Annotated in this window: 14 protein-coding genes; 11 read left to right on the forward strand and 3 right to left on the reverse strand. The window is 39.9% G+C overall.

Features of this window, described 5'->3' with window-relative positions:
• Positions 1-57: 57 nt before the first annotated feature.
• Positions 58-1,020 carry a LysR family transcriptional regulator gene (locus tag AC2IP4_RS00155; protein WP_375321486.1) on the reverse strand — a complete coding sequence of 321 codons (963 nt, stop codon included), beginning with the start codon at positions 1,018-1,020 and terminating at the stop codon, positions 58-60.
• Positions 1,021-1,117: 97 nt separating this feature from the next.
• Here AC2IP4_RS00155 and AC2IP4_RS00160 point away from each other — a divergent pair, with 97 nt between their 5' ends.
• The 3 genes from AC2IP4_RS00160 to AC2IP4_RS00170 all read left to right on the forward strand — a co-directional run bounded on the left by AC2IP4_RS00160 (position 1,118) and on the right by AC2IP4_RS00170 (position 4,284).
• Positions 1,118-2,347: a multidrug effflux MFS transporter gene (locus tag AC2IP4_RS00160; protein ID WP_375321487.1), complete on the forward strand. Its 1,230-nt coding sequence runs from the start codon at positions 1,118-1,120 to the stop codon at positions 2,345-2,347.
• A gap of 118 nt (positions 2,348-2,465) precedes the next feature.
• On the forward strand, positions 2,466-2,750 hold the full coding sequence (gene tsrA / locus AC2IP4_RS00165) for an H-NS-like global regulator TsrA (RefSeq protein ID WP_065594514.1): 285 nt from the start codon (positions 2,466-2,468) through the stop codon (positions 2,748-2,750).
• 199 nt (positions 2,751-2,949) lie between these two features.
• Entirely contained in the window at positions 2,950-4,284 is a 1,335-nt protein-coding gene (locus AC2IP4_RS00170; protein ID WP_375320795.1) for an IS4 family transposase, read from the forward strand.
• A gap of 69 nt (positions 4,285-4,353) precedes the next feature.
• Here the strand turns inward: AC2IP4_RS00170 and AC2IP4_RS00175 are convergent, their stop codons facing one another.
• Entirely contained in the window at positions 4,354-5,250 is an 897-nt protein-coding gene (locus AC2IP4_RS00175) for a DMT family transporter (protein WP_486310452.1), read from the reverse strand.
• A 128-nt stretch (positions 5,251-5,378) separates the two neighbouring features.
• On the opposite strand from AC2IP4_RS00175, the gene rmuC reads away from it, so the two are divergent.
• Genes rmuC through tatC form a run of 7 tightly spaced genes read left to right on the forward strand, consistent with a single transcriptional unit; the run spans position 5,379 to position 11,429 of the window.
• The gene (gene rmuC, locus AC2IP4_RS00180) at positions 5,379-6,899 is read left to right on the forward strand and encodes a DNA recombination protein RmuC (protein WP_486310453.1); all 1,521 of its coding nucleotides are present in this window, start codon (positions 5,379-5,381) and stop codon (positions 6,897-6,899) included.
• A gap of 56 nt (positions 6,900-6,955) precedes the next feature.
• Positions 6,956-7,720, forward strand: a complete 765-nt coding sequence (ubiE, locus tag AC2IP4_RS00185) for a bifunctional demethylmenaquinone methyltransferase/2-methoxy-6-polyprenyl-1,4-benzoquinol methylase UbiE (RefSeq protein WP_375321490.1) — start codon at positions 6,956-6,958, stop codon at positions 7,718-7,720.
• 12 nt (positions 7,721-7,732) lie between these two features.
• Entirely contained in the window at positions 7,733-8,356 is a 624-nt protein-coding gene (locus tag AC2IP4_RS00190; RefSeq protein WP_375321491.1) for a ubiquinone biosynthesis accessory factor UbiJ, read from the forward strand.
• On the forward strand, positions 8,353-9,987 hold the full coding sequence (gene ubiB, locus AC2IP4_RS00195; protein WP_375321492.1) for a ubiquinone biosynthesis regulatory protein kinase UbiB: 1,635 nt from the start codon (positions 8,353-8,355) through the stop codon (positions 9,985-9,987). Before AC2IP4_RS00190 ends, ubiB begins: the two co-directional genes overlap by 4 nt.
• 51 nt (positions 9,988-10,038) lie before the next feature.
• Positions 10,039-10,290, forward strand: a complete 252-nt coding sequence (tatA, locus tag AC2IP4_RS00200) for a Sec-independent protein translocase subunit TatA (protein WP_060993424.1) — start codon at positions 10,039-10,041, stop codon at positions 10,288-10,290.
• Between the two features lie 3 nt (positions 10,291-10,293).
• Positions 10,294-10,671, forward strand: a complete 378-nt coding sequence (gene tatB, locus AC2IP4_RS00205) for a Sec-independent protein translocase protein TatB (RefSeq protein ID WP_375321493.1) — start codon at positions 10,294-10,296, stop codon at positions 10,669-10,671.
• A 2-nt stretch (positions 10,672-10,673) separates the two neighbouring features.
• Complete coding sequence (tatC, locus tag AC2IP4_RS00210; protein WP_375321494.1) at positions 10,674-11,429, forward strand: twin-arginine translocase subunit TatC; 756 nt, start codon at positions 10,674-10,676, stop codon at positions 11,427-11,429.
• Positions 11,430-13,867: 2,438 nt separating this feature from the next.
• Here tatC and AC2IP4_RS00215 read toward each other — a convergent pair.
• Entirely contained in the window at positions 13,868-14,629 is a 762-nt protein-coding gene (locus tag AC2IP4_RS00215; RefSeq protein WP_375321495.1) for a TatD family hydrolase, read from the reverse strand.
• A gap of 135 nt (positions 14,630-14,764) precedes the next feature.
• On the opposite strand from AC2IP4_RS00215, the gene hemB reads away from it, so the two are divergent.
• Positions 14,765-15,778: a porphobilinogen synthase gene (hemB, locus tag AC2IP4_RS00220; protein ID WP_105056656.1), complete on the forward strand. Its 1,014-nt coding sequence runs from the start codon at positions 14,765-14,767 to the stop codon at positions 15,776-15,778.
• The last annotated feature ends 288 nt before the right edge of the window (positions 15,779-16,066 follow it).

The raw sequence follows: 16,066 nt of genomic DNA on the forward strand, positions 1-16,066 counted from the left end.
CATATATGGCAAGGCAGAAAGCGGGATTATTATTTGAGTTATAACCTAGCGTTTTTATCACGCATCTGCAATTGTTGATGCTGATAAATCTTTACAGCGATTAATTATGGTATTGCGCAGCCAGCAATTTGCAGCATCACTCTCTTTTTGTTGATGCCAGAAAAGCGTATAAGCCATTTGCGGTAACTCGGTAGGCAAAGGTAAAACAACCAAATTAAGTTGTTTTGCTATCAGCTTAATAAAGTGACTAGGTGCCGTGAAAATGAGATCGGTATGAGTGCATAAACTTGCTGCACTATTAAAGTCAGGCACAATGATACCAATACTGCGTTCAAGTCCTTTATCAGCCAATTTATAGTCAAGTAACCATTGATCTTTGCCATCACAGCGAACTTGAACATGGCGCTGTTGAAGGTAAGCATCTAAGGTCCACTCTTGAGTTAATACGGGATGGTTTGGTCTAACCAAGCACATCTGACTGTCTCGGTAGATCTCTTGCCCTCGAATATCTTCTGGCATCTGCATTGTGATATTCGCGTATTTAGGGTCGAGGTCTTTCCCCGTAATTCCAATATCCATCTCACCTGATTGTAATTTTTTTAAGGTTGTCATGTCCCAAGGGTGAGTATCTAACATGACATTAGGGGCTTTATTTAAAATATAAGACATGAAGTGTGGCAGTAATAATGGATAAGTACTCTCCACTAGCCCTAATCGGAATCGATAATGGCTGTTCTGAGGTTCAAAACTGGATGCTTCAGTAATGGTTTCTAAATGACTTAATAATGTATGCAGTTGACCTTGCAGGTTGCGCGCTTTGGCAGTGGGTTGCAGACCATAAGCGGTACGAGTAAATAAGGGATCATTAAATTGTTCTCGTAATTTCGCTAAGTTTTTACTGACTGCGGACTGACTTAAACATAAACGTTGAGATGCCCGAGTAACGCTTTTTTCTTCTAATAATAGGTGCAGAGTCAAAAGTAAGTTGAGATCGATCTTAGCCAACTTTTCAAAGAACATAGAGATATTCCAAATTAGAATGTTAGATTTGAATATAAACCATTTCTGTTCATATCTCTAATTAAGTACACTTCTCAAACTATTTTAGGAGTTACACATGCACACGCCAGTTTCAGCTCAATCAGCTACATCGCTAACACAACAATCAGATAAAAAGATTATCGCTCTAATGGTTATCTTGGTTTTATTCAGTCCATTAGCCATTGATATTTATCTTCCTGCTTTGCCTATGATGGTCAGCGAATTTCAAGTTGAACCAACATTAGGTCAAGATACTATTACGTGGTTCATGTTTAGTATGGGTCTTGGACAGTTATTTGCAGGCCCATTAGCTGACCGTTATGGCCGTCGACCAATAGCATTAACGGGGATTATTATTTATGGCTTGAGTGCTGCGTTAGCGTACTCGGCTCAAGAAATGGAAATGTTATTAATTGCTCGATTATTGCAAGGTTTCGGTGCATGTGCGACAGCAGTTGCAGCATTTGCATCGGTTCGTGATTCATTTGGTGCAGAGAAAAGTGGACGAATGATCAGCTACCTTAATGGTGCAATCTGTTTTATTCCTGCATTAGCCCCAATTTTAGGCAGTTACTTAACAGCTCATTTTGGATGGCGTTCAAACTTTAGTTTTATGGCTGGTTTCGCATTAGTGGCTTTAGCGTTGATCGTTATTAATTACAAAGAAACAAAACCAAAAGAGACAGTACAAACGGGGCGCTTGATCAGCCCATCACGTTATTGGTCTGTATTACAACATCCAACCTTCTTACTGCACGCGACATTATGCATGTTATCGATGGGCGTTATTTTAGCCTATGTAACTTCAGCTCCTGTATTCCTGATTGATAAATTAGGATTAACAATGAGAGAGTTTACCAATTGGTTCGCGGTTAATGCTGTGATTAACATTGCTGTGTGTTTTATCGCGCCTAAATTCATGCTCAAATTTGGCACGAAGAATGTTTTATTATTTGGTTTATTTGTATTAGTCATCTCTGGTGGCTTAATGTTAGGTTTTCAACATATTCAGCAAGCTTGGGCATTTATGATCCCAATATTCTTTGCTTCTGTAGGCTATGCATCAGTGCTAGGTTCTGCGGCAGGCAAAGCGTTAGCACCGTTTGGTGATAGAGCGGGTACAGCCGCGGCATTATTAGGGTTATTTCAAATGAGTGGTGCAGGCGTCATTGTTGGCACAATGCAAAGATTAGCACTCCCTTCTGCACAACTCTTAACGCTAATGATGTGGCTTCTTATCCCAGGCTTGCTGATCCTATTGACGAAAACAGGTCAACGTTGGCATTCAGGTGTTACTGAGAAGTAATTCCTATAAATTGAACAGAAAAGGAGCAATTTTGTTTCTTAATATATTCAGTTAATGTGACTTTCAGTGTATATTCAGCACTATTACTAATATTGACGACTGAAAGGCAAAACACGCAATGTCGATGTCTATTATTGAAATGGCTCGTGTTCTAGAGCAGATGGAAGAGTCACCAGAAAAATTAATGTTTGGTAAGCTCTTATCTGAATTAGGAAACCAAAGCCAAGAGCGCGTAAGAAGTGCTGCGCGCCAAGTGTCTGTTCCTACATTGCGTGATCTTATTTACCAATTTCAAGTGGTAATTGAAGAGCGCAAAGGCGAAACAACAAAAAAATTAGCTGAAGAGATGGCAAAAGAAGGGGTTTCTTTAGAAGACTTCCAAGCTTATCTAGCAAGCAAATAAGTTACTTTAGTAATACCAATTTCACTAATTATCTGTTCATTTTACTGGTTAAATAGATCATCTAATTAATTACATTGGTATAAATAAAAAAGCAGCGAGCGATCGCTAATGCCGATCAGTTAAGAAATTTTCCAGATCATTTGACTGATCGTTAAAAACCTTCAAAATCCGATATTGGGTAACCAATATCGGATTTTTTATGCAACTAACTAAAGCTCTAACACTGGCTAATGATTTCGTCCCTGATTCTGATTCTCTCGGAAAACTCAGTGATATATTACCTCCTGAATTTATTAATCAATGTTTAGAAGAGGCTGGGATAGCTACGATCCGTAAGCGCCGATTACCATTAGATATGATGATTTGGGTTGTGTTAGGCATGGCTTTCTATCGAGATGAGTCAGTCTGGGACATTACCAGTAATATGCAGCTTATGCTGCCAGGAAAGCGGCCACTAGTGGCTCCGAGTGCAGTAGTTCAAGCGAGACAAAGACTTGGAAGCGAAGCAGTAAGACATATTTTCACATCAACAGCTGAAATCTGGAATACCGAAGCAAACCATCCAACATGGAACGGTTTACAATTATTAGGTGTTGATGGCGTAGTTTGGCGAGCGCCTGACACAAAAGAAAACCTTCAAGTATTTGAACCTAAAAGTAATCAGCATGGCGAAACCTGCTACCCTCAAATCAGAATGGTATGCCAAATGGAACTCACTAGCCATTTATTGATCAATAGTGCTTTTGATAGCACAAAAGTCAGTGAAATGGTTTTAGCTGAACAACTTATCTCATCCACTCCAGATAACTCTATAACTTTGTTTGATAAAGGATTTTATTCCCTTGGCTTACTTCATAAATGGTCTACAACAGGATCGGAACGTCATTGGTTGCTTCCTGTGAAGAAAGGAACAATATATGAGGAAGTACGAACTTTAGGTCGACAAGATAAATTAGTGCGTTTAAAAACATCGCCACAAGCTAGAAAGAAGTTCCTTGATCTGCCGGAATATATTGAAGCTCGGTTAGTGAGTAAAAAAGTGAAAGGAAAAGAGACTCAAATTTTAACTTCAATGGTTGATCCAATGCGTTTTCCATCGTCTGAAATGGTAGAGCTGTACAGTGAGCGTTGGGAGATAGAAGTCGGTTATAGAGAAATGAAACAGACGCTTCTAAATAGTGAGCATCACCTTCGAAGTAAAAAGCCTGAGATGATTAGACAAGAATTATGGGGGATATTACTTGGTTATAACTTACTTAGATATCAAATGGTTAAGATGTCACATACGGTGAAGGGGCTTCACGCAAACCAATTAAGTTTCACATCATGCTCGCTGGCAATCATAAATATGTTGTACACAATGTCACTAAATAGTGCAGGTAATATCCCGAAGACTATCGCCTCTTTACAGGCAAATACCGCTCACTACATTTTACCGCCAAAGAGAGAAGATAGGCGCTATCCAAGGAGAGTTCGAGCTAAAGCCGTGAAGTACCCTTGCTGGAAAAAGAAAAAAGCCAGTCAGCTTAACTGACTGGCATTAGCGAGCGATCGCTGCTTTTTTATGCCTAACGTTTGAGTTCGGATGGTGTTATCTTTTCTGTTATTTTAGCTTGTTCTTTTTCTTACCATAGAATTGCTGTATCAGTAAGCCACATACAATCATGATTAAACCAATCAGAGTTGATGGATGTATCTCTTCACCAATAATATTTGCCAGTAATAATAAAGAAATAAAAGGAGATGCAAAAATTAGGTTACTAATACGGGCGGTATTTTGAGTTAAGCGTAATGCAGATAGCCATAAAACAAACGTGATCCCCATTTCAAACAGTCCAACATAAGACACCGCAAGCCAACCATTCATTGGGATATATGCCCAAGATGCGCCTTCATAAAAACTCAAACCTACGGCAACCGGAAGTGCAATTAAAAAACCAAGTAGTAACCCTAAAATTGGGTCAGCTTTGTTTTTCGTATTTAATATCCAATAACCAGCCCAAAGCAGCGTTGAAAATAGCGCTAATCCCACACCAAGTGGACTATCAAACTCCAGTGCAAAGACATTGCCTTTAGTTGCAATTACAATCACACCTAAATAGCCTAAAACGCAAGCAACCCAATCTTGTTTTCTAATTTTTTGGCCCAGAAAAACGGCAGCCATTAGTGTAAGGGTTATTGCCCAACTGTAATTTAGGGGTTGAGCTTGAGAGGCTGGTAATAAATCATAAGATTTAAATAACACCAAATAATAAGCCAGAGGGTTAATTGCACCAAGTAAAATGTAATACAAAGGATTGGCAACAAAAGTATTGACCAGTTTCGATAATGTTTTTTGATAAGCGGCAACAGCGACTAAAGCAAGGATAGAAACGGCACTTGCAATGGTGAGCATTTGCGTGGGGGTAAAGTATTCTAATGTGATTTTAAAAGCGGTGGCGACGGTTGACCATAATAGAACCGCTGCGATGCCAAATCCTAAAGCGCGACGTTCGTTCATTGTTATTATTCTCAATTTAGAAATCCATTTAAGGCAGGAGTTTACCTGTGCTTGTAAAATAGTGTTAACTGGACATTTATCCAGTATCAAAATATCCTATAAGAATAAGTTTTTGTATTGAGTGAGTTATGGAATTTTTGAATCAATTTGGTGGCCATTTATTGTTTGGTTTTGTTGGAGCAAGCATTGCGTATGCTGTCGCTCATGTGTTGGTTAATAGTCGAAATCAGCAAGAATTAGCATTGTTAGAGCATGAATTAGAATCAGAAAAAAAACTCAGTAATAATCAATTGAGCCAATTAACCCAGCAATTAGAAAAGCAGCAAGCAGAATTAAATGAGCTAGATGGTGAGAGAGAGCAGCTAGCACAAGAACAAAAGCAATCACATGGTCGCTTGATGGCAGCAATGGAAAAGCTTCGCTATTTTGATGCCGTTCAAAAAGAAAAAGAGTTTCTCACACAACAGTTGGAATTTTCTCGTCAGGCAAATTCAAATATTGAAGCTGAATTACGAGAGCAAGAAGCGCGTCATGAAGAAGAACGCAAAGCCAGTTTAGAAAAAATGGAATTATTAGAGCGAGCAGAGCTACGCTTAAAGCAACAATTTGAAAACTTAGCCAATCAATTGTTTGAACATAAAACTAAAACTGTTGATGAGCAAAACAAAATCAGTTTAGAAGGTTTGCTGTCACCACTAAAAGAACAGTTAGAAGGGTTTAAAAGGCAGGTCAATGACAGCTTTGGCTTTGAAGCAAAAGAACGTCATACCCTAGTGCATGAAATTCGTAGTTTACAACAGCTGAATGAGCGTATGACACAGGAGGCGGTAAATCTGACCAATGCACTCAAAGGTGACAACAAACAACAAGGCAATTGGGGTGAGGTTGTGTTGGCTCGTGTGTTACAAGAATCAGGATTACGAGAAGGTCATGAGTACGATACACAAGTCAGTATGGATGATGAAGACGGCAAACGTTTTTATCCCGATGTGATTGTTCACTTACCTGATGAGAAAGATGTCGTGGTTGATTCAAAAATGACCTTGATTGCTTATGAGCGATTTTTTAACAGTGATGACTTTAATCAAAAAGAGCAAGCGCTTGATGAGCATTTAATGGCTATTCGAGCTCACTTACGTGGGTTAAGTAAAAAGGATTACCACAAGTTAAATGGCTTACGCAGTTTAGATTATGTATTAATGTTTATTCCTGTAGAGCCGGCATTTCAAGTTGCGATAGAAGCGGACCCATCATTAATTTCGGATGCGATGGAGCAAAATATTATCATCGTAAGCCCAACGACGTTACTTGTAGCATTAAGAACTATCAGTAATTTATGGCGTAACGAAAGACAAAATCAGAACGCAAAAATTATCGCCGATCGAGCCAGTAAGTTATACGACAAAATGCGTTTGTTTGTGGATGATATGGAGGCTGTTGGGGGGGCGTTAGATAAAGCAAATCAAAGCTACCAAGGCGCAATGAATAAATTAGCAACAGGGCGAGGTAACATTATTCGTCAAGCTGAAAGTTTTAAAGAATTGGGTGTTGAGGTAAAGCGAGATATAAATCGTCGTCTTATTGAGCAATCTTTTGAAGCAGATACTATGCAAACACTTGGTGATAATGGGTTGGATAAAGTAGACTAGAGCGCTGTTGAATTCAGAGTGTAGGGATTCAGCGAACAATCTCTAGAGGACGAAAAATGACGGACAAGATGAATATTGCTGAAGAAACAACACACTTTGGCTTCACTACAGTCGCGAAAGACGAAAAAGTCGCGAAAGTTGCAGAAGTATTTCACTCTGTAGCAGCAAAATACGACATCATGAATGACCTTATGTCTGGTGGTGTACATCGTGTTTGGAAACGATTTACGATTGATTGCAGTGGCGTACGTCCGGGTCATAAAGTTCTTGATTTAGCCGGTGGTACTGGTGATCTTACTGCTAAATTCTCGCGTATTGTTGGTGATACAGGCCAAGTGATTTTAGCGGATATCAATAACTCAATGTTGAACGTTGGTCGCGACAAATTACGCGATATGGGTATTGTTGGTAACGTGAATTACGTACAAGCAAATGCGGAAGAACTGCCATTCCCAGATGATCACTTTGATTGTATTACCATTAGTTTTGGTCTTCGCAATGTGACAGACAAAGACAAAGCATTACGTTCGATGTTCCGCGTGCTTAAGCCGGGTGGTCGTCTACTCGTGCTGGAATTTTCAAAACCAATTCTTGAGCCATTATCAAAAATTTATGACGCGTACTCTTTTCACCTATTACCAAAAATGGGTGAGTTGATTGCAAATGATGCAGACAGCTATCGTTATCTTGCTGAATCCATCCGTATGCACCCAGATCAAGAAACATTGAAGGGCATGATGGAAGAAGCGGGCTTTGAACAAGCAAACTACTACAACCTAACGGGTGGTATTGTTGCTCTGCACCGCGGTTACAAGTTTTAAAGGATAAAACTAATGCCATTAGAACCGTTTGTAACAGGCGTGATGGAAACAGGGTTAAATACACTGTTAAAAGAATCACCAGATAGTAAAGCTGCTTTATTGCGCTTAAAAGGCAAAATTATTCATGTTCATTTAAATGAAGTGAACAAAGATTTTTATTTTATCTTTAGTCAGCAGCAAGTGGATATCCTGTCAAAGTTTGAAGGTGAGGTCGATTGTTACCTTGCTTTAAACCTTTCTGTTTTGCCGCAACTGCGAGAGCAAAACAACATTACTCAATTAATAAAACAAGATAAGTTGGTGCTTGAAGGTGATCTTAACCTCGGACAACAATTCTCTGCGTTATTAACTGAACTGAAACCTGATGTGGAAGAGAAACTTTCCCAATACACTGGTGATATTGTGGCCCATACTTTAGTGAGTGGTGTAAAAAGCAGTGCGTGCTGGGTAAAGAAACAAATTACTCGTCAAACACGTCACGCGGCAGAAGTATTAACTGAAGAATGGAAGATTGCACCTGCGCCGTTAGAAATAGCGCATTTTTGCGATCAAGTGTTTGAGGTTGATACTCAACTCGCAGAGCTTGATGCTCGTTTAACACGACTATTAAATGCTTATCCAATGGAGCGCGCATGACACCATCAGAGCTAAAGCGTTTATATCATATTACCAAGGTTCAGCTTGAGTATGGATTAGATGAACTGCTGCCTGATCATGCCTTAACTCAATTGCCAAAGCGTTTACGCCGAGGGCTTTTCTGGATAAAAAATAAATACCCAGAGAAACCATTAGGTGAGCGCTTACGTTTAGCGCTGCAAGAGTTGGGGCCGGTGTGGATTAAATTTGGTCAAATGATGTCGACACGTCGTGACCTTTTTCCTCCTCATTTAGCTGACCAACTGGCGTTACTGCAAGATCAAGTCGCTCCGTTTGATGGTCAACTTGCTAAAGATCAAATGGAAATGGCACTGGGTGGGCCATTGGAGAATTGGTTTACTGAGTTTGATATTATTCCATTAGCCTCTGCCTCTATTGCTCAAGTACATACTGCAAAACTAAAAGAGTCAGGTCGAGAGATAGTTCTTAAGATTATTCGTCCTGATATTCGTCCAGTTATTGAAGCAGATATTCGATTAATGTATCGAATGGCAGGGTTGGTTGAGCAGCATATTCCTGAGGCTCGTCGCCTAAAGCCCGTTGAAGTTATTGAAGAATACGAAAAAACCTTACTTGATGAACTAGACTTAAGAAGAGAGGCCAGTAATGCAATGCAGCTGCGCCGTAACTTTGAAGGCAGTGAAGAGTTGTATGTGCCAGAAGTTATTTTAGATTTAAGCTCTGAAAACTTGATGGTGTCTGAGCGTATCTACGGCATTCAAGTGTCTGATATTGAACAATTAGAAAGAAATAACACCAACATGAAGCTATTAGCAGAACGTGGTGTGTCTGTTTTCTTTACTCAAGTGTTTCGTGACAGCTTCTTTCATGCGGATATGCACCCAGGTAATGTATTCGTCAATCCAGATAATCCAGATAATCCACAATGGATTGGATTAGACTGTGGTATTGTTGGAACACTCAATAAAGAAGATAAGCGCTATTTAGCTGAAAACTTATTAGGCTTTTTTAATAGTGATTACCGTAAAGTTGCACAATTACATGTTGATTCAGGTTGGGTTCCGGCAGACACTAATGTCGAAGAATTTGAATTTGCGATCCGCATGGTGTGTGAGCCAATATTTGCGAAGCCATTAGGTGAAATATCTTTTGGACATGTGTTATTAAACTTATTTAATACAGCACGCCGTTTTAATATGGAGGTGCAACCGCAATTGGTATTATTGCAAAAGACATTGTTGTACGTAGAAGGATTAGGGCGACAGCTGTACCCTCAATTGGATCTATGGGCAACTGCCAAACCATTTTTAGAAACGTGGATGGCAAAACAAATTGGACCTGCAGCCTTCGTGACTGCTTTGAGTGAGAAAGCGCCATTTTGGGCTGAAAAATTGCCAGAACTACCAGATTTAGTTTATGACAGTTTGCGCCAGGGCAAAGTTCTCAATCAACGAATGGATAAACTCTACGCAGGGTATCGTCAAAGTAAGCGTCAACAAGCGAAAGGACAATTCCTATTTAATGTTGGAGCAACTCTGCTGATTTGTTCTGCGGTGTTATTAACCAGTAACATTACTGCGTTAGCATCAATTAGTGCTGCTACAGGAATCACGTTTTGGCTATTAAGCTGGCGAGCATATCGTCGATAAGCGTTATTCTTATTAGCAATTTTTTAACCCTAACACGCTGAGGAAACAAGCATGGGTGGTATTAGTATTTGGCAACTTCTTATTATTGCAGTAATTATCGTTCTGTTATTTGGTACGAAGAAATTACGCGGTGTAGGCAGTGATTTGGGTTCTGCAGTTAAAGGCTTTAAAAAAGCGATAAGTGAAGAAGACACAGCAAAAGATGCGAAAAAAGACGCTGATTTTGTTGCTCCTCAAAACTTAGAGAAGAAAGAAGCAGAGACAGTAGAAAAACAAAAACAAAACGACAAAGAGCAGGCATAACACGTGTTTGATATCGGTTTTTGGGAACTGATACTTATTTCTGTTGTTGGACTCGTTGTATTAGGGCCGGAACGTTTACCAAAAGCGATCCGCTCTGTAGCACAGTTTGTAGGGGCAGCAAAAAGCATGGCGAATAACGTTAAAGATGAGCTGACACAAGAGCTGAAGATACAAGAGTTACAAGAAAATCTGCGTAAAGCAGAGCAGATGAATATGGATGACTTATCTCCTGATCTTAAAAAGTCAGTAGAAGAGTTAAAACAAGCGGCAGCTGATGTCACTCGCCCATATGCAAAACCAGAAGAAACTGTAGACACTCCAAAAGTAGATACAGAGACACCGGTAGCATCTGATTCAATTTCTAAAACAAAAGCAGAGTAATTATGTCATCAGTTGAACACTCTCAGCCGTTGTTAACTCACCTATTAGAGCTAAGAAACCGTCTATTAAAGGCATTAATTGCCGTAATCGTGGTGTTTTTAGGTCTGGTCTGGTTTGCTAATGACATTTATGAGTTCTTATCAGCGCCGTTGGTAGAAAGATTACCAGCCGGTGCAACGATGATAGCAACTGATGTCGCGTCACCATTTTTCACGCCTATAAAGCTGACTTTGGTGGCATCGATATTTGTCGCTGTTCCAGTGATTCTTTATCAAGTATGGGCATTTGTAGCTCCTGGACTGTATAAGCATGAAAAGAAACTGATCATGCCGTTATTGTTCTCAAGCTCAATGTTGTTTTATGCCGGTGTTTCTTTCGCTTACTTTATCGTTTTTCCGTTAGTGTTTAGCTTTTTTACAAACATTGCACCGGAAGGCGTTCAAGTTGCTACGGATATCGCCAGTTATCTTGATTTTGTTTTAGCTTTATTCCTTGCCTTTGGTATCGCGTTTGAAATTCCCGTCGCCATCATTTTATTATGTTGGACAGGAGCAACAACGCCTGAAACCTTAAAGCAAAAGCGTCCATACATTGTTGTTGGTGCGTTTGTGGTAGGTATGATGCTAACACCACCAGACATTATTTCTCAAACCTTACTGGCTGTACCTATGTGTATTCTGTTTGAGTTCGGTTTGTTCTTCTCTCGTTTTTACGTAAGAGAAGAAAATGAAGATTATATGGAAAAAGACGAAGCATAATACTTGTTAGAATAAATAAAATTGAAAGCGCTGATCTTACGATCGGCGCTTTTTTTTATTCTTTTTTAGAGCGTAAAATATCACGTAATTTGTCCTTGCTCAGATATTGAGTGATCAGCATCACGGTTAGATTTTAAAGAAATAAGAGAGAGTAGAGACAAAGTGGAAGAGCTGTGTGCGAGATCTCTTACAAGAGAGTGAGATTTAACGCTTTATTTGTAGTCTAAAATAGTAGTGATTGCTATAAGTTATTGTAATTTATTGTTTTTATTTTTATTGGTGAATTTCTCATTTTTTTTTTGCAAAAATTAGGATTTAGTCTATTGCTGAAATAGGTGAAAGGCGTAATCTCAATGGTGTCGGAAGGATGCTGACACGGAACAGGAACTCACCAAGGATTTGGTACGCTTCAGGATGAGGCACTCGGTTACTTAGGATTAGTAATCGGCATGGATAGCGAAATGGACATTGAATGGACGCAATAGTAGCTAGGATGGTTACTACTAAGGAAAGACAATGGACACCTCTAGGATTGAGGGAAAAAGGACTACGCATCAGGATGATGTAAAGGACACCGCTCAAGGAACAAGCGAAGAGAGTTAACTACGGATTGTTAACGGATCAGGATAAGATCAAGGACACCGCTAGGATAGCGAGAAAGGAATGCACTGAAGGAATCAGTATACTATCAAGGATTTGATGCATGGAGCACCATCAGTAGCCGGATTGCTGCGAGTAAAGTTATAACCCCGTTAGATGAAAGTCTAGCGGGGTTTTTCTTGTTTGGAGCAAAGTAAAAGCCTATACGCTGCGCTAACTAGAGGCTAGAACGTTTCGCATCTATAAGAGCAAAAGCTGATTTAGAATCTTGATGAAATATGGTATCAACAACCCCCTCTAACTCCCCCTTATATTGATATTATCGATCCCAGTAATTCATAGAGAAAGGGGGAGAACCTTCTTTGGTGTTGCTATTCTAGCGATCACAATACAATTCCTCCCCTTGAGTAAATAATCTCATGTGATCACTGTTGTCGATATAAGGTGAGGTTAGGAGGGGTTGTGAGTAGAGACTTTAGTGATTCAATGTCTTTATTGATGTTTTTTAGCAACCCTCTCTAACTCTCCCTTATATTGATATTATCGATCCCAGTAATTCATAGAGAAAGGGGGAGAACCTTCTTTGGTGCGGATATTTCAGCGCTTACAATATAGTTCCTCCCCTTGAGTAAATATCTCATGTGATCACTAATGTCGATATAAGGGGAGGCTAGGAGGGGTTGTAAATGCAGGGCTTAATTATTGTTTTACCTCTCAAGGCGAAGCCGTCTATCTTTTGATCTTATAGTTTCTAGTTAGCGAAGCGTATCGTTTCTAGCTGTATTTACCACTTATCACGTTCACTCCTGAAACCTTCAAGCGAAGCGATCTTAATCCTTATTCCCAAAACACCATGACCCGTGTGCGAGATCTCTCACAAACAAGTGCGCTTTTTCGCTTTATTTATGGATAAATATAACTAGGTTTAAATTAAATTACTGATATTAAATGGTATTTTTTTTTGTTTATGGTAAAGGGGGGAATTCTTTTTGCAAAAGTTTGAATTTAGTCTATTGCTGAAAATAATGAAAAGCGTAGTCTTATTGATGTCGGAAGGATGCTGACACGGAACAGGAACTAGCCACGGATTTGGTATGCTTCAGGATGAGGCACTCGGTTACTTAGGATTAGTAATCGGCAAGGATAGCAAAATGGACATTGAATGGACGCAATAGTAACTAGGATGGTTGCTACTAAGGAAAGACGATGGACACCTCTAGGATTGAGGAAAATGGATTGCACATCAGGATGATGTAAGGGACACCGCTCAAGGAACAAGTGAAGAGAGTTAACTACGGATTGTTAACGGATCAGGATAAGATCAAGGACACCGCTAGGATAGCGAGAAAGGAATGCACTGAAGGAATCAGTATACTATCAAGGATTTGATGCATGGAGCACCATTAGTAGCCGGATTGCTGCGAGTAAAGTTATAACCCCGTTGGACGAGAGTCTAGCGGGGTTTTTCTTGTTTGGAGCAAAGTGAAAGAGCAGGGACTAGAGGCGAGGACGTTTCGCTTCTATAAGAGCAAAAGCTGATTCAGAATCGTGATGAAATATGGTATCACCAACCCCCTCTAACTCCCCCTTGTATTGATATTATCGATCCCAGTAATTCATAGATAAAGGGGAGAACCTTCATTGTTGTGGTTATTTCAGCGATCACAATACAGTTCCTCCCCTTGAGTAATTATCTTATTTGATCACTACTGTTGATATAAGGGGAGGTTAGGAGGGGTTGTGAATGCAGGGCTTAATTATTCAGTGTTTCACCTCTCAAGCAACTTGTTGCGTCTTAAGCGAAGCGCTCTCAAGGTGAAGCCGTCTATTTTTTGATCTTAAATCCCAAAAAGTCTTTTCGCATTAGTCGTCGTAATCGCATCAACATCCGCCAGACTCATCTCACGTAAATCCGCTACACGTTGAGCAACCAACTGCGTATATGCAGGCTCATTACGCTTACCACGGTGAGGTACTGGTGCTAAATATGGGCAATCGGTCTCTAAGATTAAATAGTCCATATTAAGGTGTGGAATGATTTTATCCATACCGCCATTTTTAAAAGTAGAAACACCACCAAGACCTAAGTGAAAGCCTAAATCATTGATCGCTTTAGCTTCATTAACTGAGCCACCAAAGCAATGGAAAGTGCCTGATAATGAGCCATCTTGCTCTTGTTCAAGAAGGGTTAATGTCTCTTCAATAGAATCACGAGTATGAATAACAACAGGCAGTTTCATCTCTTTTGCCCAATTTAATTGGGTGATAAAAGCCATCTCTTGTTCAGCTTTAAAGGTTTTGTCCCAGTATAGGTCAATGCCTATTTCACCTACCGCAATGAAGTTGTGTTTCTTAAACCAAGAGTGGATTATCGCTAGGGTTTGCTTAACATCAGCATTCACATAGCAAGGGTGTAATCCCATCATCGAGCGACAAATATCAGGGTAGGCAGCCTCGGTTTTTAGCATAGGTTCGATAGATTCTAAGTCGATATTTGGTAATAAAATTAGATCAATACCTTGTGCTAAGGCGCGTTGAACCACTAAATCTCGGTCTTCATCAAATTCTTTTGCGTATATGTGAGCATGAGTATCAATCATAATTAAGGCTCTTTTATTAAAATTATATTTTCTATCATACCAAGTTAATCGTAAAAATCAGATCTCTAAGAAAATTTGGATTCAAAAGGCGATGGGTATATATTGATCGCATCATAAATACAAAAGGAGCTCAGTGTGTCTGTATCCATTCAAGGTGCGTTTCCAAACCGTCGTATGCGTCGTATGCGTAAGCATGAATTTAGCCGTCGTCTAATGGCTGAGAACCAATTAACCGTAAATGATTTAATCTACCCAATGTTTGTGCTTATGGGTAAAGATCGTCGTGAAACCGTAGATTCAATGCCAGGTGTTGAGCGTTTATCGATTGATTTACTACTTGAAGAAGCACAGCGTTTATATGATTTAGGCATCCCTGCGATTGCACTTTTCCCAGTGGTTTCTCAAGATGCTAAAAGCTTATGTGCAGCAGAAGCTCACAATCCTGAAGGCTTAGTTCAGCGTGCTGTGAAAGAATTAAAAGCTCACGTACCAGAGCTAGGTGTGATTACTGATGTGGCATTAGACCCATTCACGACTCACGGTCAAGATGGCATTATTGATGAAAATGGTTACGTGATGAATGACGTAACGACAGAAGTTCTGATTAAGCAGGCGTTATCGCATGCTGAAGCAGGTGCTGATGTGGTGGCTCCGTCAGATATGATGGATGGCCGTATTGGTGAGATCCGTAAAGCGCTAGAGAAAGCGGGTTATGTTCATACGCAAATCATGGCGTATTCTGCAAAATATGCGTCTTGTTACTACGGTCCGTTCCGTGATGCAGTCGGTTCATCGTCTAACTTAAAAGGCGGTAATAAAAAGAACTACCAAATGGATCCAGCAAACAGTGATGAAGCCATTCATGAAGTAGCAATGGACATCAATGAAGGTGCGGACATGGTTATGGTTAAACCAGGAATGCCTTACTTGGATATCGTTCGTCGTGTTAAAACTGAACTTCAAGTGCCTACGTTTGCTTATCAGGTATCGGGTGAATACGCGATGCACAAAGCCGCTATTATGAATGGTTGGCTGAGTGAGCGAGATACTGTGATGGAATCTCTGTTGTGCTTTAAGCGTGCAGGTGCTGATGGCATTTTGACTTACTTTGCGAAAGATGTCGCTGAGTGGTTGGCGGAAGAGAAATAAGAGCAAGGTTCAGATCGCTTCGCTTAAAGGTTTTAAGGGGTAGCTTTGGTATTAACTAGAGACTATATGCTGCGCTAACTAGAAACTATAAAAGCAAGAATTTTGAATGCTGTAAGTTCTTTATTCAAAAAACAAAAAAGCATGATGATTTTAGTTAATCATCATGCTTTTATTTTTCCTGAATCCTGAATCCTGAATCCTGAATCCTGAATCCTGAATCCTGAATCCTGAATCCTGAATCCTGAAACTAGTACCAATAAGGCACTTGCTTTTTCTCTTATAGAAGCG

The organism is Aliivibrio thorii, from assembly GCF_057368585.1.